This is a genomic window from Pseudomonas sp. Z1-29, from assembly GCF_051131995.1.
In the GTDB taxonomy this organism is placed as follows: domain Bacteria; phylum Pseudomonadota; class Gammaproteobacteria; order Pseudomonadales; family Pseudomonadaceae; genus Aquipseudomonas.
In genome coordinates, this window is record NZ_CP071645.1 from 1,517,340 (window position 1) to 1,537,034 (window position 19,695).

Annotated in this window: 16 protein-coding genes, 4 tRNA genes and 1 riboswitch; of the genes, 17 read left to right on the top strand and 3 right to left on the bottom strand. The window is 61.1% G+C overall.

The genetic code is table 11. The annotated features are described in order from the left end of the window. Positions 1-61 precede the first annotated feature (61 nt). From aruF to astE, 6 genes are all read left to right on the top strand, one after another. Positions 62-1,081: an arginine/ornithine succinyltransferase subunit alpha gene (gene aruF, locus J3P84_RS07140; protein ID WP_434628953.1), complete on the top strand. Its 1,020-nt coding sequence runs from the start codon at positions 62-64 to the stop codon at positions 1,079-1,081. A gap of 56 nt (positions 1,082-1,137) precedes the next feature. Next, positions 1,138-2,163 (top strand): arginine N-succinyltransferase, encoded by a 1,026-nt coding sequence (astA, locus tag J3P84_RS07145; RefSeq protein ID WP_434628955.1) that lies wholly within the window; start codon positions 1,138-1,140, stop codon positions 2,161-2,163. Then, the gene (gene astD, locus J3P84_RS07150; RefSeq protein WP_434631183.1) at positions 2,160-3,629 is read left to right on the top strand and encodes a succinylglutamate-semialdehyde dehydrogenase; all 1,470 of its coding nucleotides are present in this window, start codon (positions 2,160-2,162) and stop codon (positions 3,627-3,629) included. The genes astA and astD overlap by 4 nt, the downstream gene beginning before the upstream one ends. A gap of 132 nt (positions 3,630-3,761) precedes the next feature. Then, entirely contained in the window at positions 3,762-5,108 is a 1,347-nt protein-coding gene (astB, locus tag J3P84_RS07155; protein WP_434628957.1) for an N-succinylarginine dihydrolase, read from the top strand. 69 nt (positions 5,109-5,177) lie between these two features. Beyond that, positions 5,178-5,465: a topoisomerase II gene (locus J3P84_RS07160; RefSeq protein ID WP_305499345.1), complete on the top strand. Its 288-nt coding sequence runs from the start codon at positions 5,178-5,180 to the stop codon at positions 5,463-5,465. 12 nt (positions 5,466-5,477) lie between these two features. Next, positions 5,478-6,485, top strand: coding sequence for a succinylglutamate desuccinylase (gene astE, locus J3P84_RS07165; protein ID WP_434628959.1), 1,008 nt, complete (start codon positions 5,478-5,480; stop codon positions 6,483-6,485). A gap of 123 nt (positions 6,486-6,608) precedes the next feature. Here the strand turns inward: astE and J3P84_RS07170 are convergent, their stop codons facing one another. After that, entirely contained in the window at positions 6,609-7,118 is a 510-nt protein-coding gene (locus tag J3P84_RS07170; protein ID WP_434628961.1) for a 6,7-dimethyl-8-ribityllumazine synthase, read from the bottom strand. A gap of 101 nt (positions 7,119-7,219) precedes the next feature. Continuing rightward, a riboswitch (FMN riboswitch) is annotated at positions 7,220-7,387 on the bottom strand. 261 nt (positions 7,388-7,648) lie between these two features. Between J3P84_RS07170 and ltaE the strand changes: the two genes are divergently transcribed. The 7 genes from ltaE (at position 7,649) to J3P84_RS07205 (ending at position 13,604) form a co-directional block, all read left to right on the top strand. Continuing rightward, positions 7,649-8,653 carry a low-specificity L-threonine aldolase gene (gene ltaE / locus J3P84_RS07175; RefSeq protein WP_434628963.1) on the top strand — a complete coding sequence of 335 codons (1,005 nt, stop codon included), beginning with the start codon at positions 7,649-7,651 and terminating at the stop codon, positions 8,651-8,653. Between the two features lie 145 nt (positions 8,654-8,798). Then, positions 8,799-11,420 carry an alanine--tRNA ligase gene (alaS, locus tag J3P84_RS07180; protein WP_434601601.1) on the top strand — a complete coding sequence of 874 codons (2,622 nt, stop codon included), beginning with the start codon at positions 8,799-8,801 and terminating at the stop codon, positions 11,418-11,420. Between the two features lie 83 nt (positions 11,421-11,503). Beyond that, positions 11,504-12,745, top strand: coding sequence for an aspartate kinase (locus tag J3P84_RS07185; RefSeq protein ID WP_305499355.1), 1,242 nt, complete (start codon positions 11,504-11,506; stop codon positions 12,743-12,745). 185 nt (positions 12,746-12,930) lie between these two features. Then, complete coding sequence (gene csrA, locus J3P84_RS07190; RefSeq protein WP_003178872.1) at positions 12,931-13,119, top strand: carbon storage regulator CsrA; 189 nt, start codon at positions 12,931-12,933, stop codon at positions 13,117-13,119. Between the two features lie 62 nt (positions 13,120-13,181). After that, positions 13,182-13,272, top strand: a tRNA-Ser gene (locus J3P84_RS07195). Between the two features lie 106 nt (positions 13,273-13,378). Next, a tRNA-Arg gene (locus J3P84_RS07200) sits at positions 13,379-13,455 on the top strand. 72 nt (positions 13,456-13,527) lie between these two features. Beyond that, positions 13,528-13,604, top strand: a tRNA-Arg gene (locus tag J3P84_RS07205). Positions 13,605-13,651: 47 nt separating this feature from the next. Here the strand turns inward: J3P84_RS07205 and J3P84_RS07210 are convergent. Continuing rightward, positions 13,652-14,137, bottom strand: coding sequence for a cell envelope protein SmpA (locus tag J3P84_RS07210; protein ID WP_434628966.1), 486 nt, complete (start codon positions 14,135-14,137; stop codon positions 13,652-13,654). Between the two features lie 321 nt (positions 14,138-14,458). Here J3P84_RS07210 and mgtE point away from each other — a divergent pair, with 321 nt between their 5' ends. After that, on the top strand, positions 14,459-15,901 hold the full coding sequence (gene mgtE, locus J3P84_RS07215) for a magnesium transporter (RefSeq protein ID WP_434628968.1): 1,443 nt from the start codon (positions 14,459-14,461) through the stop codon (positions 15,899-15,901). Between the two features lie 227 nt (positions 15,902-16,128). Here the strand turns inward: mgtE and J3P84_RS07220 are convergent, their stop codons facing one another. Continuing rightward, positions 16,129-16,455, bottom strand: coding sequence for an Arc family DNA-binding protein (locus J3P84_RS07220; protein ID WP_010226671.1), 327 nt, complete (start codon positions 16,453-16,455; stop codon positions 16,129-16,131). Positions 16,456-16,982: 527 nt separating this feature from the next. On the opposite strand from J3P84_RS07220, the gene J3P84_RS07225 reads away from it, so the two are divergent. The 3 genes from J3P84_RS07225 to J3P84_RS07235 all read left to right on the top strand — a co-directional run bounded on the left by J3P84_RS07225 (position 16,983) and on the right by J3P84_RS07235 (position 19,679). After that, positions 16,983-17,059, top strand: a tRNA-Arg gene (locus J3P84_RS07225). A 430-nt stretch (positions 17,060-17,489) separates the two neighbouring features. After that, positions 17,490-19,151 carry a ShlB/FhaC/HecB family hemolysin secretion/activation protein gene (locus J3P84_RS07230; RefSeq protein WP_434628970.1) on the top strand — a complete coding sequence of 554 codons (1,662 nt, stop codon included), beginning with the start codon at positions 17,490-17,492 and terminating at the stop codon, positions 19,149-19,151. 9 nt (positions 19,152-19,160) lie between these two features. Next, positions 19,161-19,679, top strand: coding sequence for a toxin-activating lysine-acyltransferase (locus J3P84_RS07235; RefSeq protein WP_434628972.1), 519 nt, complete (start codon positions 19,161-19,163; stop codon positions 19,677-19,679). Positions 19,680-19,695 lie beyond the last annotated feature (16 nt).

A 19,695-nucleotide genomic window follows, 5' to 3' on the forward strand; every position in this document is an offset into this window, starting at 1 on the left:
TTTATTCTCTGTGTATCGGCCTTACGGTCGAACCGTTTATTTCAAGTTAAGGAGTGACACCATGCTGGTGATGCGCCCCGCGCAAATGGCTGACCTGGGCGAGGTACAGCGGCTGGCTGCGGACAGTCCGATCGGTGTCACTTCCTTGCCGGACGACGTGGAACGCCTGAGCGACAAGATCGCTGCAAGCGAAGCCTCGTTCGCCGCCGAAGTCAGTTTCAACGGTGAGGAAAGCTATTTCTTCGTCCTCGAAGACACCACCACCGGCAAGCTGGTGGGTTGTTCGGCCATCGTCGCGTCGGCGGGCTATTCCGAGCCGTTCTACAGCTTTCGCAACGAGACGTTCGTCCATGCCTCCCGCGAGCTGAAGATCCACAACAAGATTCACGTCCTGTCCCAGTGCCACGACCTGACCGGCAACAGCCTGTTGACCAGTTTCTACGTGGTCCCGGAACTGGTCGGCTCGCCCTGGGCGGAGCTCAACTCCCGCGGACGCCTGCTGTTCGTGGCCAGCCATCCGGAGCGCTTCGCCGATTCGGTGGTGACCGAGATCGTCGGCTACAGCGACGAGAATGGCGATTCACCGTTCTGGGACGCCATCGGTCGCAATTTCTTCGACCTCAATTACGCCGCCGCCGAGCGCCTGTGCGGGCTGAAAAGCCGGACCTTCCTCGCCGAGCTGATGCCGCATTACCCGATCTACGTGCCGCTGTTGCCGGACGCCGCCCAGGAAGCCATGGGCCAGGTCCACCCGCGTGCACAGATCACCTTCGATATCCTGATGCGCGAAGGTTTCGAGACCGATCACTACATCGACATCTTCGACGGCGGTCCGACCTTGCATGCGCGTGTCTCGGGGATCCGCTCGATCGCCCAGAGCCGCGTGGTGCCGGTCAAGATCGGTGAAACGGTGAAGGGCATTGGCCGCCAGTACCTGGTGGCCAATGCCCAACTGCAGGATTACCGCGCCGTGCTGCTCGAACTCGATTACGCGCCGGGCAAGCCCGTGACACTGGATATGGAAGCGGCCGAAGCCCTGGGCGTCGGCGAGGGTGCCAGCGTGCGCCTGGTAGCCGTATAACGCTTTACAGACGAGTTTTTCGCGGGTGGCTTGAGCGGCCCGTTTGAGGAGATAGCATGATCGTTCGTCCCGTACGCAGCAGCGATTTACCCGCGCTGATCGCCCTGGCCCGCAGCACCGGCACCGGCCTGACCACCTTGCCGGCCAACGAAGAGCGCCTGGCGCATCGGGTCGGCTGGGCCGAGAAGACCTTTCGCGGCGAAGCCGGGCGTGGTGACGCGGACTACCTGTTCGTGCTCGAAGACGACGACGGTCGCGTGGTGGGCATTTCCGCCATCGCCGGTGCCGTGGGGCTGCGCGAGCCCTGGTACAACTTCCGCGTCGGCCTGACGGTCAGCGCTTCCCAGGAGCTGAACATCTACCGGGAAATCCCGACACTGTTCCTGGCCAACGACCTGACCGGCAACTCCGAGCTGTGCTCGCTGTTCCTGCACGCCGACTACCGCAACGGCCTGAACGGTCGCATGCTGGCCAAGGCGCGGCTGCTGTTCATCGCCGAATTCTCCCAGCTGTTCGGCAACAAGATCATCGCCGAGATGCGCGGCATGTCCGACGAAAACGGCCGTTCGCCGTTCTGGGAAAGCCTCGGTCGGCACTTCTTCAAGATGGAATTCAGCCAGGCCGATTACCTGACCGGCGTGGGCAACAAGGCTTTCATTGCCGAATTGATGCCCAAGTTCCCGCTGTACACCTGCTTCCTGTCCGAGGATGCCCGGGCCGTGATCGGCCAGGTCCATCCCGACACCGAACCGGCGCTGTCGATGCTCAAGAGCGAAGGCTTCAGTTATCAGGGCTATGTCGACATCTTCGACGCCGGCCCGGCCGTCGAATGCGAGACCGGCAAGATCCGCGCGATTCGCGACAGCCAGGCACTGGTGCTGGCCATCGGTACGCCGGGCGATGACGCCACGCCGTTCCTCATCCATAACCGCAAGTGCCAGGACTGCCGCATCACCGCGGCGCCTGCGCGCTTCGCCGCGGGCACCCTGGTGGTCGATCCGCTGACCGCCAAACGTCTTCAACTCAACGCCGGCGACCAGGTGCGTGCCGTGGCGTTGTCCGCCGCTCGGGAGACCAAATAATGAAATCGTTGTACATCGCGGGAAGCTGGCTGGAAGGCCAGGGCGACGTCTTTGAGTCGTTGAACCCGGTCACCCAGCAAGTGTTGTGGACGGGCAAGGGCGCCACGGCGGCGCAGGTCGAGTCGGCCGTGCAGGCGGCGCGCCAGGCGTTCCCGGAGTGGGCGCGGCGCTCGCTGGATGAACGCATCCAGGTGCTCGAAGCCTTCGCCGGCACCTTGAAGACGCAGGCTGACGAATTGGCCCGTTGCATCGGTGAGGAAACCGGCAAGCCGCTGTGGGAAGCCGCCACCGAAGTCACCAGCATGATCAACAAGGTGGGGATTTCGGTACAGAGCTACCGCGAGCGCACCGGCGAAAAGAGCGGCCCCCTGGGCGACGCCACCGCCGTGCTGCGGCACAAGCCCCACGGTGTGGTGGCGGTATTCGGCCCTTACAACTTCCCCGGCCATTTGCCCAACGGGCACATCGTGCCGGCGCTGCTGGCGGGTAACTGCGTGTTGTTCAAACCGAGCGAGCTGACCCCGAAAGTCGCCGAGCTGACGGTCCAGTGCTGGGTCGAGGCCGGCCTGCCGGCGGGCGTGCTGAACCTGCTGCAAGGTGCGCGGGAAACCGGTATCGCCCTGGCGGCGGATCCGGGCATCGACGGGCTGTTCTTCACCGGTTCCAGTCGCACCGGCAACCTGCTGCATCAGCAATTCTCCGGTCGTCCGGACAAGATCCTCGCGCTGGAAATGGGCGGCAACAACCCACTGGTGGTGGATGAAGTGGCCGACGTCGATGCGGCGGTCTATACGATCATCCAGTCGGCGTTCATTTCCGCCGGCCAGCGTTGCACCTGCGCACGCCGCCTGTTGGTGCCGGAAGGTGCCTGGGGCGATGCCTTGCTGGCGCGCCTGGTGCAGGTCAGCTCGACTATCGAAGTCGGCGCCTTTGACCAGCAACCGGCGCCGTTCATGGGCTCGGTGGTTTCCTTAGGCGCGGCGAAGGCGCTGATGGACGCGCAGAATCATTTGCTGGGCAAGGGCGCCGCGCCGCTGCTCGCCATGACCCAGCCGCAGCCCCAGGCCGCGTTGCTGACACCGGGTATCCTCGACGTGACCGCCGTGACCGAGCGCCCCGACGAAGAATTGTTCGGGCCGCTGCTGCAGGTGATCCGCTACAAGGATTTCGCCGCCGCGATCAGCGAAGCCAACAATACCCAATATGGCCTGGCCGCCGGGTTGCTCTCGGATTCGCAAGAACGTTACGACCAGTTCTGGCTGCAAAGCCGCGCCGGCATCGTCAACTGGAACAAACAGCTGACCGGCGCCGCCAGCAGCGCGCCGTTCGGCGGCATCGGCGCCTCGGGCAACCACCGCGCCAGTGCTTATTACGCGGCGGATTACTGCGCGTACCCGGTGGCGTCGCTGGAGACACCAAGCCTGGTGATGCCGGCCAGCCTGACGCCTGGCGTGCGAATGGCGTAGCACCCTTCGCGAGCAGGCTCGCTCCCACAAGGGATTACGCTGAACCCTGTGAGAGCGAGCCTCGTTCGCCAAGGCCGTGCCGCGGTCGTTACTTGATGTCTATAAAAAACAGATTCTCGTGGAGCCTCGCTGATGAAATCCTATGAAGTCAACTTTGACGGTCTAGTGGGGCCGACCCATAACTACGGCGGGCTCTCGTACGGCAACGTCGCGTCCCAGAGCAACAGCCAGCAATCCTCGAACCCCAAGGAAGCGGCGCTGCAAGGCCTGGCGAAAATGAAGGCGCTGATGGACATGGGCTTCCAGCAGGGCGTGCTGGCGCCGCAGGAGCGTCCGGACGTGGCGGCCTTGCGTCGGCTGGGCTTTGCCGGCAGCGATGCGCAGGTCATCCAGCGCGCCGCGAAAGAAGCGATGCCGCTGCTGGTTGCCAGTTGCTCGGCCTCGAGTATGTGGGTGGCGAACGCCGCCACCGTCAGCCCGAGCGCCGACACCGCTGACGGCCGCGTGCATTTCACCGCCGCCAACCTCAATTGCAAATACCACCGCAGCATCGAGCACCCGACCACCAGCCGCGTGTTGGGCGCGATGTTCGCCGACCAGCAGCACTTCGCCCATCACGCCGCGTTGCCCGCGGTGGCGCAATTCGGCGATGAAGGCGCGGCCAACCACACGCGATTCTGCCGTGCCTATGGCGAGGCCGGCGTCGAGTTTTTTGTCTTCGGCCGCAGCGCCTTCGACAGCCGCTACCCGTCGCCACAGAAATACCCGGCGCGCCAGACCCTCGAAGCGTCCCGCGCCGTTGCCCGCCTGCACGGCCTGAGCGAGGAGGGCGTGGTGTACGCTCAACAGAACCCGGCGGTGATCGACCAGGGCGTCTTCCACAACGACGTGATCGCGGTCGGTAACGGCGAAGTATTGTTCTATCACGAGGACGCGTTCCTCGACACGGACCGGATGCTGGCCGAGCTGAGCGATAAAATCGCCAAGGTCGGTGGGAAATTTCAGCCAGTGTGCGTACCGCGTTCGGCGGTCACCGTGGATGATGCGGTACGTTCCTACCTGTTCAATAGCCAGTTGCTGTCGCGTGCCGACGGCTCGATGCTGTTGATCGTGCCGGAAGAATGCCGTGGCAACGAACGCGTCTGGAACTACCTGCAAGGCCTGACGGGGTCTGGCGGGGTGATTCGCGAAGTGAAGGTCTTCGATCTCAAGCAAAGCATGCAGAACGGCGGCGGCCCCGCTTGCCTGAGGTTGCGCGTGGCGCTTAACGAAACCGAACTGGCGGCCGTCAACCCAGGGGTTATCATGACCGCGCCGCTGTATGAGTCGTTGACCCAATGGGTCGAGCGCCATTACCGCGACCGCATGACCGAAAACGACCTGGCGGACCCGCAATTGTTGCTTGAGTGCCGGTCGGCACTGGATGAACTGACACAAATCCTTAAACTTGGCGCGGTTTATCCTTTCCAGATCAATTGAAAGCGCGCGCGTCCTGACTACAGTCAAAGCAGGGCGCGTTGCCTTATCCCCCGACGAGAATGTAAAGACATGAGCGATACCCTGCAGCTGATCCTAGAAGACACCGACGGCACGCAACTGGAAACCTCCTGCACCCGCGTCGCGGTGATGTGGCAGGGCAAGGAGCTGTGGATCCAGCAGGACGGTCGCGGCCAGCTGTTGATCGGCGTCGACGTCGAGGAAGGGGACGCGGAATACGCCAACCTCTTGCTGCGTCCATTGGCGACCAACCTGGTCAGCCTGCAACTGGAAATGGAACCGGCCGACATCGGCGATGACGACCACGTCCATGGCCCTGACTGCGGCCACGATCACTAAGGAAACCGCGCTATGCTCGCCCTCGGCAAACTGCTTGAACTGACCCTCGCCGGCCGCGAACCGGCGGAGAAGACTCAACTGACTGTCGAAGGCGTACGGATGCGCTGGTTGAGCGAGGGCGCGCTGGAGGTCAAGCCGCCCGAAGCCCGGGACAACGGCCTGGACCTGCTGCTGTCGGCCGGTATCCATGGCAATGAAACCGCGCCGATCGAGTTGCTCGATCGACTGCTGCACGACATTGCCCGTGGCGACCTGAAGCCGCGGGCACGCATTCTATTTCTGTTCGGCAACCCCGAGGCGATTCGTCGCGGCGAGCGTTTTGTCGAGCAGGACGTCAACCGGCTGTTCAACGGCCGCCACGAACTGAGCGGCGGCCCCGAGGCGTTGCGCGCCTGTGAGCTGGAACGGCTGGCCGCGAGTTTCTTCAGCGTGCCGGACCGCAGCCGTCTGCACTACGACTTGCACACCGCCATTCGCGGTTCGAAGATCGAGCAGTTCGCCCTGTACCCCTGGAAGGAAGGTCGCCAACATTCACGTCGCGAGCTGGCGCGCCTGCGCGCGGCGGGCATGGAAGCGGTATTGCTGCAGAACAAACCGTCCATCGTCTTCAGCGCGTACACCTACGATCAGCTGGGCGCCGAGTCCTTCACCCTGGAACTGGGCAAGGCCCGGCCGTTCGGGCAGAACGGTGGCGTCAACGTCAACCAGCTGGAAACCCGCCTGCACCAGGTCATCGAAGGCAACGAGCCGGAGCTGGAAGACAGCCTGGATGGTCTGCAACTGTTCAGCGTGGCGCGGGAAATCATCAAGCACAGCGACAGCTTCCGCCTGAACCTGCCGGCGGACATCGAGAACTTCTCGGAGCTTGAAAAAGGTTACGTCCTGGCCGAGGACATCGCCCAGACCCGCTGGGTGATCGAAGAAGAGGGCGCGCGGATCATCTTCCCCAATCCCAAGGTCAAGAATGGCTTGCGCGCGGGCATCCTGATCGTGCCCGCGACGGACGAGAACCTGGCCTAAAGCCAACGCAGAACCAATGTGGGAGCGAGCTTGCTCGCGATTGCGGTGCTTCAGTCAATGTTGAAGGTGACTGACAGTCCGCTATCGCGAGCAAGCTCGCTCCCACAGGGTCTCAGTGTTTCTTTAGACCGCTACCGCCCGCTGCTCACTGCGGCGCAACGCCCGCGTCTTGTGCAGCGTATCGGCACAGGTCTTCGCCGCTTCCTGGCCCTTGTGCACGAAGTGATCGAAGAAGAATTTCTGATGTTCTTCGCCAGCGTGGAAGTGATGCGGCGTCAACACGACCGAAAATACCGGCACTTCGGTTTCCAGCTGAACCTGCATCAAACCGCTGATCACCGATTGGGCGACGAACTCGTGGCGATAGATGCCACCGTCCACCACCAGGCCGGCGGCGACGATGCCGGCGTAACGACCTGACTTGGCCAGCAGCTTGGCGTGCAGCGGGATTTCGAACGCGCCGCCGACTTCGAAGAAGTCGATGTCACTTTCCTGATAACCCTGGCTGATCATCTCAGTGACGAAGCCTTTACGGCTCTGGTCGACGATTTCCTTGTGCCAGCAGGCCTGGATGAACGCGACGCGCTCGCCCGGATGGGTTTTGGTCTTGCTGTCGATTGCGGTGGGTTGCATGTTCTGGTTCCTGTTTGTGTGAAAAACAGGGCGTCATGAATCGAAGGGGATTCGAGGGTACGCCGCGCACAAGACAGTCGCAGGCGGCCCTTGGGTGTCAATCCCGTTCTCTCTTCATCCGGACTATGACCGTCGGCCCCGGAATCACACCGGGTCTGCTGACCTTGTCGCTACACTGTAAAGACCGTGTAGCACCAAGCGCTCGCGGGCTATGCGCATTGCGCGCAATTACCGCCGGTGGGGAGTTGCACCCCGCCCTGAGAACGTTTTGCCGTCACGTTTTGTGACGGCGCAGGATTTTTAACACATAACCCCCTGTGGGAGCGAGCCTGCTCGCGAATACGGTGTGTCAGCTAAATAAATGTCGCTGACCCAACGCGTTCGCGAGCAGGCTCGCTCCCACAGGGGAACTGATCAATCTTCAGGCCAGGTGTTCTTTTCCTTCGGCCGGGCTTGATTATTCCTGCCCATGCCCGCAGTAATTGCCCTTCGAAAGGGAATTTCCCCCATCTGAAACCGAGGCCAGATTCATGAGCGCTATCGACCTTCGCAGCGACACGGTGACCCAACCTTGCGCCGGCATGCTGGATGCCATGGCCAGCGCGCCGACCGGCGACGATGTGTATGGCGAAGACCCGACCGTCAATCGTCTCGAAGCCGAGCTGGCCGCGCGCCTGGGGTTCGCGGCGGCGTTGTTCGTGCCCACGGGCACCATGAGCAACCTGCTGGGGTTGATGGCCCACTGTGAGCGCGGCGATGAATACATCGTCGGCCAGCAGGCCCACACCTACAAATACGAGGGTGGCGGTGCGGCGGTGCTCGGTTCGATCCAGCCCCAGCCCCTGGAAGTGCAGGCGGACGGCTCGCTGGACTTGGCGCAAGTGGCTGCCGCGATCAAGCCCGACGATTTCCATTTTGCCCGCACCCGCCTGCTGGCCCTGGAAAACACCATGCAGGGCAAGGTCTTGCCGCTGGAATACCTGGCGCAAGCCCGGCGTTTCACTCGGCAACATGGCCTGGCGCTGCACCTGGACGGCGCGCGGCTGTACAACGCCGCCGTCAAGCTGAACGTGGACGCCCGGGAGATCACCCAGCATTTCGATTCGGTGTCGGTGTGCCTGTCCAAGGGGCTCGGTGCCCCGGTGGGCTCGGTGCTGTGCGGCACTGACGAGTTGATCGGCAAGGCCCGTCGGCTGCGCAAGATGGTCGGTGGCGGCATGCGCCAGGCCGGGATCCTCGCGGCGGCGGGGCTGTATGCCCTGGAACATAACGTCCGACGCCTGGCCGACGATCACGCCAATGCCCAGCGGCTTGCCGAGGGCTTGCGTGCGGCGGGTTATTCCGTCGAGCCGGTGCAGACCAACATGGTCTACGTGCAGATCGGCGAGCGGGCCGAGGCGATAAAGGCCTATGCCGCCGAGCGACGCATCCAGCTCAGTGCCGCGCCCCGTCTGCGGATGGTCACCCACATGGATGTCGGCGCCGGGCAAATCGACCAGGTGATCGACACTTTCGTCGAATTTTCCCGCAACTGATCCTTTCAGCGGTCCGATTGACGGTTTCTATCGCATAACACACTGTACCCCACGCAAAGGGCCGATATAATGCGGCCCTTTGCCGTTGCTTCGTCTGTTGACGTTTTGCACAGGCCTTTGGCCGCAGCCTCCGTGGAAGAACCTAATGAAAAGCGCAGAAATCCGTGAAGCCTTCCTTCGCTTCTTCGAAGAGCAAGGCCACACCCGAGTAGCCTCCAGCTCTTTGATTCCGGGCAACGACCCGACCCTGCTGTTCACCAACGCGGGGATGAACCAGTTCAAGGACTGCTTCCTGGGCCAGGAAAAACGTGCCTACACCCGCGCGGTGAGCAGCCAGAAATGCGTGCGTGCCGGTGGCAAGCACAACGACCTGGAAAACGTCGGCTATACCGCTCGTCACCACACCTTTTTCGAAATGCTGGGTAACTTCAGCTTCGGTGACTATTTCAAGCGCGACGCCATCACCTTCGCCTGGACATTCCTGACTTCCGAAAAGTGGCTGAACCTGCCGAAGGAAAAGCTCTGGGTCACGGTCTACGCCACCGACGACGAAGCCTACGACATCTGGACCAAAGAGGTCGGTGTCCCGGCTGAACGCATGGTGCGCATCGGCGACAACAAAGGCGCGCCTTACGCTTCCGACAACTTCTGGACCATGGGTGATACCGGCCCGTGCGGCCCTTGCACCGAGATCTTCTACGATCACGGTGCCGACATCTGGGGCGGCCCACCCGGCTCGCCGGAAGAAGACGGCGACCGCTACATCGAGATCTGGAACAACGTGTTCATGCAGTTCAACCGCACCGCCGACGGCGTGTTGCATCCGCTGCCGGCGCCGTCGGTAGACACCGGCATGGGCCTGGAGCGGATCAGTGCGGTGTTGCAGCACGTCCACTCCAACTACGAGATCGACCTGTTCCAGAGCCTGCTGGCCGCTTCGGCCAAGGCCATCGGTTGCACCAACGACAACCAGGCCTCGCTGAAAGTGGTGGCCGACCATATCCGTTCCTGCGGCTTCCTGATCGCCGACGGCGTGCTGCCTTCCAACGAAGGTCGCGGCTATGTGCTGCGCCGGATCATTCGTCGCGCCTGCCGTCACGGCAACAAGCTGGGCGCCAAGGGCAGCTTCTTCTATCAGATCGTCGCGGCGCTCGTGGCCGAGATGGGCGAGGCCTTTCCGGAGCTCAAGACTCAGCAGGCGCACATCGAACGTGTCCTCAAGGGTGAAGAAGAGCAGTTCGCCAAGACCCTGGAGCAGGGCCTGAAGATTCTCGAGCAGGATCTGGCCGAGCTCAAGGGCAACGTGGTTCCCGGTGACGTGGTGTTCAAGCTGTACGATACCTATGGCTTCCCGATGGACCTGACCGGCGACATCGCCCGCGAACGCAACCTGACCCTCGACGAGGAAGGTTTCGAGCGCGAGATGGAAGCCCAGCGCGTGCGTGCGCGCTCCGCCAGCTCCTTCGGCATGGACTACAACAGCCTGGTCAAGGTTGACGTGGCCACCGAATTTACCGGTTACGCCGCGACCACCGGCTCGGCCAAGATCGTGGCTATCTACAAGGACGGGCAATCGGTCGATATCCTGAGCGAAGGCCAGGAAGGCGTGATCGTGCTGGACAAGACTCCTTTCTACGCCGAGTCCGGCGGCCAGATCGGCGACAGCGGCTACTTGCAGGCCGGCAACTCGCGCTTCGATGTGCGTGACACCACCAAGACCGGCGGCGCGTTCCTGCACCACGGCGTGCTGGCCTCCGGCAGCCTGATGGTCGCAGCGCCCGTGGCCGCCCATGTCGACGCCGAGGTCCGTCACGCGACTGCGTTGAACCACTCCGCGACACACTTGCTGCACGCAGCGTTGCGCCAGGTGCTGGGTGAACACGTTCAGCAGAAGGGCTCGTTGGTGGACAGCCAGCGCCTGCGCTTCGACTTCAGCCATTTCGAAGCGATCAAGCCTGAGCAACTCAAGGCGCTGGAAGACATCGTCAACGCCGAGATCCGCAAGAACTCCCCGGTAGAGACCGAGGAAACCGACATCGAGACCGCCAAGCGCAAAGGCGCGATGGCGCTGTTCGGCGAGAAGTACGGCGACAATGTGCGCGTGCTGAGCATGGGCGATTTCTCGGTGGAGCTGTGCGGTGGCATCCACGCCAATCGTACCGGCGACATCGGCCTGCTGAAGATCATCAGCGAAGGCGGCGTGGCCTCCGGTGTGCGGCGTATCGAGGCGGTCACTGGCGCTGCTGCGCTGGCCTACCTCAACGCGGCTGAAGAACAACTCAAGGAAGCGGCGAGCCTGATCAAGGGCAGCCGTGACAACCTGATCGACAAGCTGTCGGCTGTGCTGGAGCGCAACCGCCTACTGGAAAAGCAGCTTGAACAGTTGCAGGCCAAGGCTGCCAGCGCCGCGGGCGACGATCTGTCGGCCCAGGCGGTGGACGTCAAGGGTGTGAAAGTGCTGGCCGTGCGTCTCGACGGCCAGGACGGCAAGGCGCTGCTGGCGCTGGTCGATCAACTGAAAAACAAACTCGGCCGCGCAGTGATCCTGCTCGGCGGTGTCCATGAGGAAAAGGTCGTTCTCGTCGCAGGCGTGACCAAAGACCTGACTGGCCAACTCAAAGCCGGTGATTTGATGAAGCAGGCCGCTGCGGCAGTGGGCGGGAAGGGCGGTGGTCGTCCGGACATGGCGCAAGGCGGCGGTACCGACGCCAGCGCCCTGGACGCGGCACTGGCCCAGACCGTTGCATTTGTAGAGCAGGGCATTTAAGGCAGCGCCCCGGGTTCGCCAAGGCGGGCCCGGGCGCTGTCGAGATTATTTGGGCGCCCTTCATGGGCAGAGGCGGCTTTGAAATGGCTTTGATCGTACAGAAATTTGGAGGCACCTCGGTCGGCACCGTCGAGAGAATCGAACAAGTCGCCGACAAGGTTAAGAAATTCCGTGACGCTGGCGATGACCTGGTGGTCGTGCTGTCGGCAATGAGCGGCGAGACCAACCGTCTGATCGATCTGGCCAAGCAAATCAGTGGCGACCAGCAACCGGTCCCCCGTGAGCTGGACGTAATCGTTTCCACTGGCGAGCAGGTGACCATCGCCTTGCTGGCCATGGCGCTGATCAAGCGTGGCGTACCGGCGGTGTCCTACACCGGCAACCAGGTGCGTATCCTGACCGACAGTGCGCATAACAAAGCGCGTATCCTGCAGATCGACGACCAGAAGATTCGCGGTGACCTGAAGGCTGGCCGCGTCGTGGTTGTCGCCGGTTTTCAGGGCGTGGACGAGCACGGCAACATCACCACCCTCGGCCGTGGCGGTTCCGATACCACTGGCGTGGCCCTGGCGGCAGCCCTCAAGGCTGACGAGTGCCAGATCTACACCGATGTGGATGGCGTCTACACCACCGATCCGCGGGTCGTGCCCGTGGCTCAGCGCCTGGACAAGATCACCTTCGAAGAGATGCTGGAAATGGCCAGCCTCGGTTCCAAGGTGTTGCAGATCCGCGCGGTAGAGTTCGCCGGCAAGTACAACGTTCCGCTGCGCGTTCTGCACAGCTTCAAGGAGGGTCCGGGCACCCTCATTACTATCGATGAAGAGGAATCCATGGAACAGCCGATCATTTCCGGCATCGCTTTCAACCGCGATGAAGCCAAGCTGACCATCCGTGGCGTGCCAGACACTCCCGGCGTGGCGTTCAAGATTCTCGGCCCGATCAGCGCGGCCAACATTGAAGTCGATATGATCGTGCAGAACGTCGCGCACGATAACACCACCGACTTCACCTTCACCGTGCACCGCAACGATTACCAGGCCGCTGAAACCGTGCTGAAAAAGACCGCTGGCGAGATTGGCGCCCGGGAAGTGGTGGGCGACACCAAGATCGCCAAGGTCTCGATCGTCGGCGTCGGCATGCGCTCCCACGCAGGCGTGGCCAGCCGCATGTTCGAATCGCTGGCCAAGGAAAGCATCAACATCCAGATGATCTCCACCTCGGAAATCAAGGTGTCGGTGGTGATCGAAGAGAAGTACCTGGAACTGGCCGTGCGCGCCCTGCACACGGCTTTTGAGCTCGACGCTGCGGCCCGACAGGGCGAGTAAGGCGTTGCCTTGAGGGCGCGGTTTCGACCGCGCCCTTTGTTTTTCCGGATGGCATGTCCCAAAACTGTTCTTTTGCGCCCGCTGGTCAATACTAGGCCTGTGGGCTGCGACCGTTTCGGTTGTAGGTGTCATGCCCTTTTTTTGCAGACTGTTGTTCCTGAACTGAATCGCGTGAGGAGAAAGGTATGCTGATTCTGACCCGTCGGTGCGCAGAGAGCCTGATTATTGGCGATGGCGAAATCACCGTGACCGTGCTCGGCGTCAAAGGAAACCAAGTGCGTATCGGCGTCAACGCGCCGAAAGAGGTCGCTGTGCACCGGGAGGAAATTTACCTGCGTATCAAGAAAGAGAAGGACGACGAACCAAGCCATTAATTTTTATCGATTTTTATGTTTGCAAACGGGGATGAAGGTGGTTAATATACGCCCCGTGTTGCGGAGAGCTGGCCGAGTGGCCGAAGGCGCTCCCCTGCTAAGGGAGTACACCTCAAAAGGGTGTCGGGGGTTCGAATCCCCCGTTCTCCGCCATTATTCGTTTAGTGCGCTGTCTCTGGCTTGATCGGTAAGTGTTTGAAATTACTGAAAAAAGCGCTTTACAAAAAGATTCGGCGACCTATAATGCGCGGCAACAAATGCACTCGTAGCTCAGCTGGATAGAGTACTCGGCTACGAACCGAGCGGTCACAGGTTCGAATCCTGTCGAGTGCACCATTTAAGAGTTGCTTGCAGCGATGCAAATAACTTGGCTACAACCAGTTGTGATCTGGTATAAAACCACAACTTGCACTCGTAGCTCAGCTGGATAGAGTACTCGGCTACGAACCGAGCGGTCACAGGTTCGAATCCTGTCGAGTGCACCAAACACCAAAAAGCCTGCGTCCAACGCGGGCTTTTTGCTGTCTGGGATTTAACGTTTCACGCAGCCTTTTCCATCGAACGCGACCTCGGTGCTGCGGCCGTTCCTCTTTTTGTAGGTATAGCGCGTGTTCGAATTCCGCACCTTGATCGTGTCGGGCCTGCCGAGTGCGCTCTCCACGTCTTGCTGGCTCATGCCAGCGATTACCCGCCGATTCATGATTGCCTCCCGGCGCTGACTGGCGTCGATCAGATTCCCGCAGTCGTCCTCCAACTGGCCAACGATGGTCGGTGCCTTGCGTCTGTTTGTGTTGTCGGATGTTTTCAGCGGCAGCGCTTCCGGCAGCAGCGGTGCGACGTGGCCTGGGTTGAATGAGTTTATCTGCTGCACGGACAGGATCTCCCCGGACGGGCAGCTCAGGCTCGTGAACGTCACCTGCCCGGCGCCGTTTTCGCAGCGATGCACGGTTTGTGCGACGCTCCAGAGAGGCAAGCAGGCTAAGGCGGCGAGTGGAAACAGACAGCGGTTTGCGAGCATCCGGGCTTCCTCCTTGACCGTTGGTAAAGAAGGGTAGCCGCTACATTTGCGCCGCAGCGTGTGTTTTCTTTTCAGAATAAGTCGTCGTAAATGCAGAGGTTCAGCCTGTGTTCAGGTTTGTCTCGCAAGCGCTTGTTCTTGCCACGATTTTTTAACGTTCTAGAGCGTCAAGCGGTGTATGATTGCGGCCGTCAGCCCCGCCGGGGCTTTGGAATATCTTCATGGACTTACCCAGTAGTTACTCAATATCGCGTTTTACCAATCATGAATTGACTGATTGATCCTTCCGGCGTGCTCCACTGCTGGGAGTGGAGTTCGCCTATGACCGAAGTAGAAGTAAAAAAAACGCAGGAAAGCCTTCAGGATCGCCTCGCTCAAGTCGTTGAGCTGCTGCATCGTCAGCGGGTCGTCGAAGACCTGACGCATCGCCAGGAAGGCCCTCATTCCGACCGGGTCGGGAACCTGGTCCACCGGCAGAATCTCGTCGAGTTGCAGCGCAAGCTCGATGACCTGCACTCGGCCGACGTCGCCTACATCCTCGAAGCCTTGCCACTGGAAGAACGTCTGACCGTCTGGCAGCTGGTCCAGGCCGATCGCGACGGTGACATCCTGCTGGAAGTGTCCGACTCGGTTCGTGAAACCCTGATCGCCGACATGGATGATCACGAGCTGTTGGCGGCGGCCAAGGAGATGGACGCCGACGAGCTCGCCGACCTCGCCCCCGAACTGCCGCGCGATGTTGTCCATGAGTTGATGGAAGCCCTTGATGGGCAACAGCGCGAGCGTGTCCGCTCGGCATTGTCCTACGACGAGGAGCAGGTCGGTGCGCTGATGGACTTCGAGATGGTGACGATCCGCGAGGATGTCAGCCTTGAAGTGGTCTTGCGTTACCTGCGTCGCCTCAAGGAGCTGCCGGGGCATACCGACAAACTCTTCGTGGTTGATTACGACGGCGTGCTCACCGGCGTGCTGCCGATCAAGCGGCTGCTCGTCAATGACCCGGAGAAGCAGGTTGCCGAGGTCATGGCCAGCGACACGGTGAGTTTCCATCCCGACGAAAATGCCTACGACGCGGCCCAGGCATTCGAGCGTTATGACTTGATTTCCGCGCCGGTGGTGGACAAGAACGGCAAACTGATCGGCCGTCTCACCATCGACGAAATGGTTGACCTGATTCGTGAGGAAAGCGAAAGCGAAGTCCTCAGCATGGCCGGTCTGCGAGAAGAGGAAGACATCTTCGCTTCGGTCTGGAGATCCCTGCGCAACCGTTGGGCCTGGCTGGCGGTCAATCTGGTTACGGCGTTTGTCGCTTCTCGCGTCATCGGCCTGTTCGAAGGCTCCATCGAGAAACTGGTAGCGCTGGCGGCGTTGATGCCTATCGTAGCCGGCATCGGCGGCAACTCTGGCAACCAGACCATCACCATGATCGTTCGCGCCATGGCGCTGGACCAGGTCAGCACCGGCAATACGTCGCGATTGATGCGCAAGGAGCTGGCGGTGGCGTTGATCAACGGCGTGATCTGGGGCGGCGTGATCGGCGTGGTGGCGTACCTGCTATACGGCAGTTGGTCGCTGGGTGTGGTGATGACCGCGGCGATGACGCTCAATCTGCTGCTGGCGGCGTTGATGGGAGTATTGATCCCGATGACCCTGGCCCGCCTGGGGCGCGACCCGGCAATGGGCGCCAGCGTGATGATTACCGCCATGACGGACAGTGGAGGGTTCTTCATCTTCCTGGGCCTGGCGACGATTTTTCTGCTCTGAATGGCTCCTCAAGAAGCCCGCTTGATTGGCGTAATGCTGTTCACTTAAGGCAACCGACGAACCCGTGGCGAGGGAGCAAGCTCCCTCGCCACGGGTACTTCATTTTTCTCAAGTGAATTGCATTAGCCTGTTTGGCGGGCTTTTTTGTGCGCGATGGTTTTTGCCAGGGGCCGGATTCCAGGCAAAAAAAAGCCAGCACAAGGCTGGCTTTAATAATTGGGTGGTGATCAGGACGCGTCTGCGGCCATTTCTGCGTCGTGGGCAATCAGCGAAACGAGGGCGTTCTGCTGACGATGGGAAAGTTGTCGGAAGCGTTGAAGCAACTCGCGCTCGTGCAACGACAGCTCAGGGCTGTCCAGGCGCATGCTCAACTCTTCACCCAATGCCCCTTCCTGAATCAGGCTTTGCTCAAGGCGCGCGATGATTTCGGAGTTCATGCTGCGGTGATGATTACGAGCCACCTCGGCAATGCGTTCCCGCATTCCGTCTGGCAGACGCACGACGAACTTGTCAGCCGTACGGCTGGAATAAATTGCCTGTTTCATTGGGCGCATATTTATTTAACCGGTTAGTTCAGGGGAGCGGTTCTCGGGATTGGCCGCAGGATGTCGATAGGACAAGGTCTGCAGCCAAATGTTCAACCTGAATTGTTAAGAGGCCGCATGATGCCTCAAAATTGCCAGATCATTGGCGCCAATTCTGTGACAAATTCTGATCCGGGTAAAGGCGTTATGCCAGCACCCTTCGTCAAAAAATGCGGACTGGTTTGAAAAAACACACAGGTTCCGCATTTGTGACCACTGCATCGTGTCGTTGTGCCATACCGTTTGGCGGATAACCGCTACGGAGCAAAACGCCGACTGTCCTTGCTCTGTACAGGATAGTGGCAAAATGCCGATTTACTAGGCCGACGAGCCGGGGATGGATGAATGGTGGCTGAATTCGCCAGGTCTGTGCTCCACGCAGCGGTTCAGCTGCACCATTTGCCTACACTTATCAGGCAACGACGACATGACAAACGCGAGAGCGGCCGTTAACATGCACGCCGTCCAACGCACCGCGTTTCTCGCGGTCGACTCGTGTCTCAGTAGCTCAATTGGATAGAGCATCCCCCTCCTAAGGGGAAGGTTGGCAGTTCGAACCTGCCCTGGGACACCATTATTAAACAGTGATTTAGCGCAAATGCCGCTCACTTCCCCGCGTGCATACTCCCTATCCAAACGAACAACCTCTACTTCAGCGTCCTGATCGTGCCCTGAACAGCCTTTCATCCTCCTCAGGCTGTGACCGATTGCCCATTTTGACCCTTTTGTATCGAGTCTGTTTCTGTAACACGAAACTTCCTCCCCCCTCTGCTATCTGACCGTCTCGGTACGTTGTAGGAATACCTACCTCTTTTATCTGTATCAGTGCCAATGCCGCGACCGGCGGGCCTGACTTATCGTGTTTTTGATTCAAACCACAAGGATGTGACATGCAGCCAGCCGCACCCTGCCGACCGCGTAGCAGCCCTCGCCGTTGTGTTGACGCAACCCGTTCATCTGCACGAAACGCCAGGCGTCTCGCGCTGCTGTTGATGGCGGCCTGCATGACGGGACCGTGGAGTGCTGCACAGGCGGCTGGGCCTGAAGAAGAACTCTTGCGCCAGCAAGAGCGCGAACGGGTGCTGAGGGAGCAATTGGAATCCCGGCCGGACGTGCGCCTGCAGGCGGCACCCGTGGACGAAGGTGTCGATCGTTTGCCCTCCAGGGAGAGCCCCTGCTTTGCGATCAATGACATCCGCCTGATCGGCGAGGCGTCGGAACAATTCCAGTGGGCGTTGCGCGCTGCCAACCCCAAGGATGATCCCGCCATTGGCCGTTGCCTCGGTGGCGGCGGGATCAACCTGACGATGAAACGCATGCAGAATGCGATCATCGAGGCCGGCTACGTCACCACGCGCGTACTGGCCGAAGCCCAGGATCTGAACAGTGGGGTCCTGGTGTTGACCCTCGTGCCGGGGCGCATCCGTGAGATTCGTTTCGAAGAGGGCACCAGCTCGCGAGCCAATGCCTGGAACGCGATGCCGGCCAGTCCTGGCGATCTGCTCAACTTGCGCGACATCGAGCAGGCGCTGGAGAACTTCAAGCGCGTGCCGACCGCCGAGGCCGACATCAAGATCGCGCCCGCCCGTGCCGCCGACGCCAAACCCGGTGAGAGCGACGTGGTAATCGCCTGGAGCCAGCGGTTCCCCGCTCGGGTGAGCCTGTCGGTAGACAATTCGGGCAGCAAGACCACGGGTAAATACCAGGGCAACGTGTCGCTGTCCTTGGACAACCTGCTGTCGCTCAACGATTTGTTCTACGCCAGTGTGAACCATGACTTGGGCGGTGGTGAATCCGGCCATCGCGGCTCCGATGGCAGCACGCTGCATTACTCGCTGCCGTTCGGCTACTGGCAGTTGGGGTTCACCAGCAGCGAATACAACTATGAACAGTCGGTCGCCGGCGCCAACCAGACCTATCAGTACCGGGGCGAGAGCCGCAACAACGAATTGCGCCTGTCCCGCCTGCTGTACCGCGACGCTGTTCGCAAGACTACCGCCTGGGGCAGCCTGTGGACGCGTTCGTCGGAGAACTTCATCGACGACACCGAAATCGGTAACCAGAAACGCCGCATGGCCGGTTGGCAGTTGGGGTTGGACCATCGGGAATTCATTGGCGCTTCGATTCTCGACCTGGGCGTCGCCTACCGTCGCGGCACTGGGGCCAACGACGCGCTCAGGGCCCCCGAAGAAGATTTTGATGCCGGCACGTCACGCTCGCAGATCATTACCGCCGATGCCCAATTGCAGGTGCCGTTCCTGGTCGGCGATCAGCGCCTGCGCTACATCGGCGGCTGGCGCGCGCAATGGAACCGTACGCCGCTGGTGCCCCAGGATCGCTTCTCCATTGGCGGGCGCTACAGCGTGCGGGGCTTTGATGGCGAAAACATTCTGTCCGCCGACCGCGGCTGGACGCTGCGCAACGAAATCGGCCTGTCCCTGGGGCAGACCGGCCAGGAGCTCTACACCGGTATCGACTATGGCGAAGTCAGCGGCCAGGCCAGTGAATTCCTGATCGGCCAGCGCCTGGCGGGGGCCGTAGTGGGTATCCGCGGTGGTTACAAGGGCCTGTCCTATGACTGGTCGCTGGGTACGCCGTTGAAGAAACCCGATGGTTTCGAGACGGCCAACGTGACCAGCGCGTTCACCGTCATCTGGTCATTCTGAGGTGATCCCATGCAGTTCGAGACGCTAGACATTATCGCCCCCGGCCTGATCGACGAACCCTGGAGCGAAGCCGCGGTGTTCGGCTCCGCCACCTGGTTGTGGATGCATTCCAAAGCCCATCGCGATGCGCCGTTGCACACGTTGCCGACGCTGCTGTTGCCGGCCCTCAAGCATCGCCAGTTCGTGCTCGGCTCCGAACACGGCAAGCCGGTGTTCTACCTGTCCTGGCTCAACCTCGACGAGGCGGCAGAGCAACGTTACCTGCGCCAGTCGCCGCTTGCGCTGACCCAGGGCGACTGGAACAGCGGCGAACGCCTCTGGCTCAACGATTGGGTCGCTCCCTTTGGGCACACGGCGGTATTGAGCCGCTTGTTGCAACGTCATCTTTTCATCAATCGCTGCGCCCGTGCCCTCTATCACCGAGGTGACGAGCGCGGCCTGCGGGTCAAGACATTCCAGGGGATCGGGGTCATCCCCGAACAGGCCCAAGCCTGGTTTGCCGCTCATCCGCTGGCAATCGAAGCGTAACTCCAACCACTGGTCG

What these genes read in the sequence shown, in the direction of transcription:
- J3P84_RS07160 (WP_305499345.1), top strand. Translation starts at nt 5,178, where the DNA reads ATGAGCGATACCCTGCAGCTGATCCTAGAAGACACCGACGGCACGCAA.
- mgtE (WP_434628968.1), top strand. Translation starts at nt 14,459, where the DNA reads ATGACCGAAGTAGAAGTAAAAAAAACGCAGGAAAGCCTTCAGGATCGC.
- J3P84_RS07220 (WP_010226671.1), bottom strand. Translation starts at nt 16,455, where the DNA reads ATGCGCCCAATGAAACAGGCAATTTATTCCAGCCGTACGGCTGACAAG.
- J3P84_RS07210 (WP_434628966.1), bottom strand. Translation starts at nt 14,137, where the DNA reads ATGCTCGCAAACCGCTGTCTGTTTCCACTCGCCGCCTTAGCCTGCTTG.
- aruF (WP_434628953.1), top strand. Translation starts at nt 62, where the DNA reads ATGCTGGTGATGCGCCCCGCGCAAATGGCTGACCTGGGCGAGGTACAG.
- astB (WP_434628957.1), top strand. Translation starts at nt 3,762, where the DNA reads ATGAAATCCTATGAAGTCAACTTTGACGGTCTAGTGGGGCCGACCCAT.
- ltaE (WP_434628963.1), top strand. Translation starts at nt 7,649, where the DNA reads ATGAGCGCTATCGACCTTCGCAGCGACACGGTGACCCAACCTTGCGCC.
- J3P84_RS07235 (WP_434628972.1), top strand. Translation starts at nt 19,161, where the DNA reads ATGCAGTTCGAGACGCTAGACATTATCGCCCCCGGCCTGATCGACGAA.
- J3P84_RS07230 (WP_434628970.1), top strand. Translation starts at nt 17,490, where the DNA reads ATGACGGGACCGTGGAGTGCTGCACAGGCGGCTGGGCCTGAAGAAGAA.
- astE (WP_434628959.1), top strand. Translation starts at nt 5,478, where the DNA reads ATGCTCGCCCTCGGCAAACTGCTTGAACTGACCCTCGCCGGCCGCGAA.
- astA (WP_434628955.1), top strand. Translation starts at nt 1,138, where the DNA reads ATGATCGTTCGTCCCGTACGCAGCAGCGATTTACCCGCGCTGATCGCC.
- J3P84_RS07185 (WP_305499355.1), top strand. Translation starts at nt 11,504, where the DNA reads ATGGCTTTGATCGTACAGAAATTTGGAGGCACCTCGGTCGGCACCGTC.
- J3P84_RS07170 (WP_434628961.1), bottom strand. Translation starts at nt 7,118, where the DNA reads ATGCAACCCACCGCAATCGACAGCAAGACCAAAACCCATCCGGGCGAG.
- alaS (WP_434601601.1), top strand. Translation starts at nt 8,799, where the DNA reads ATGAAAAGCGCAGAAATCCGTGAAGCCTTCCTTCGCTTCTTCGAAGAG.
- csrA (WP_003178872.1), top strand. Translation starts at nt 12,931, where the DNA reads ATGCTGATTCTGACCCGTCGGTGCGCAGAGAGCCTGATTATTGGCGAT.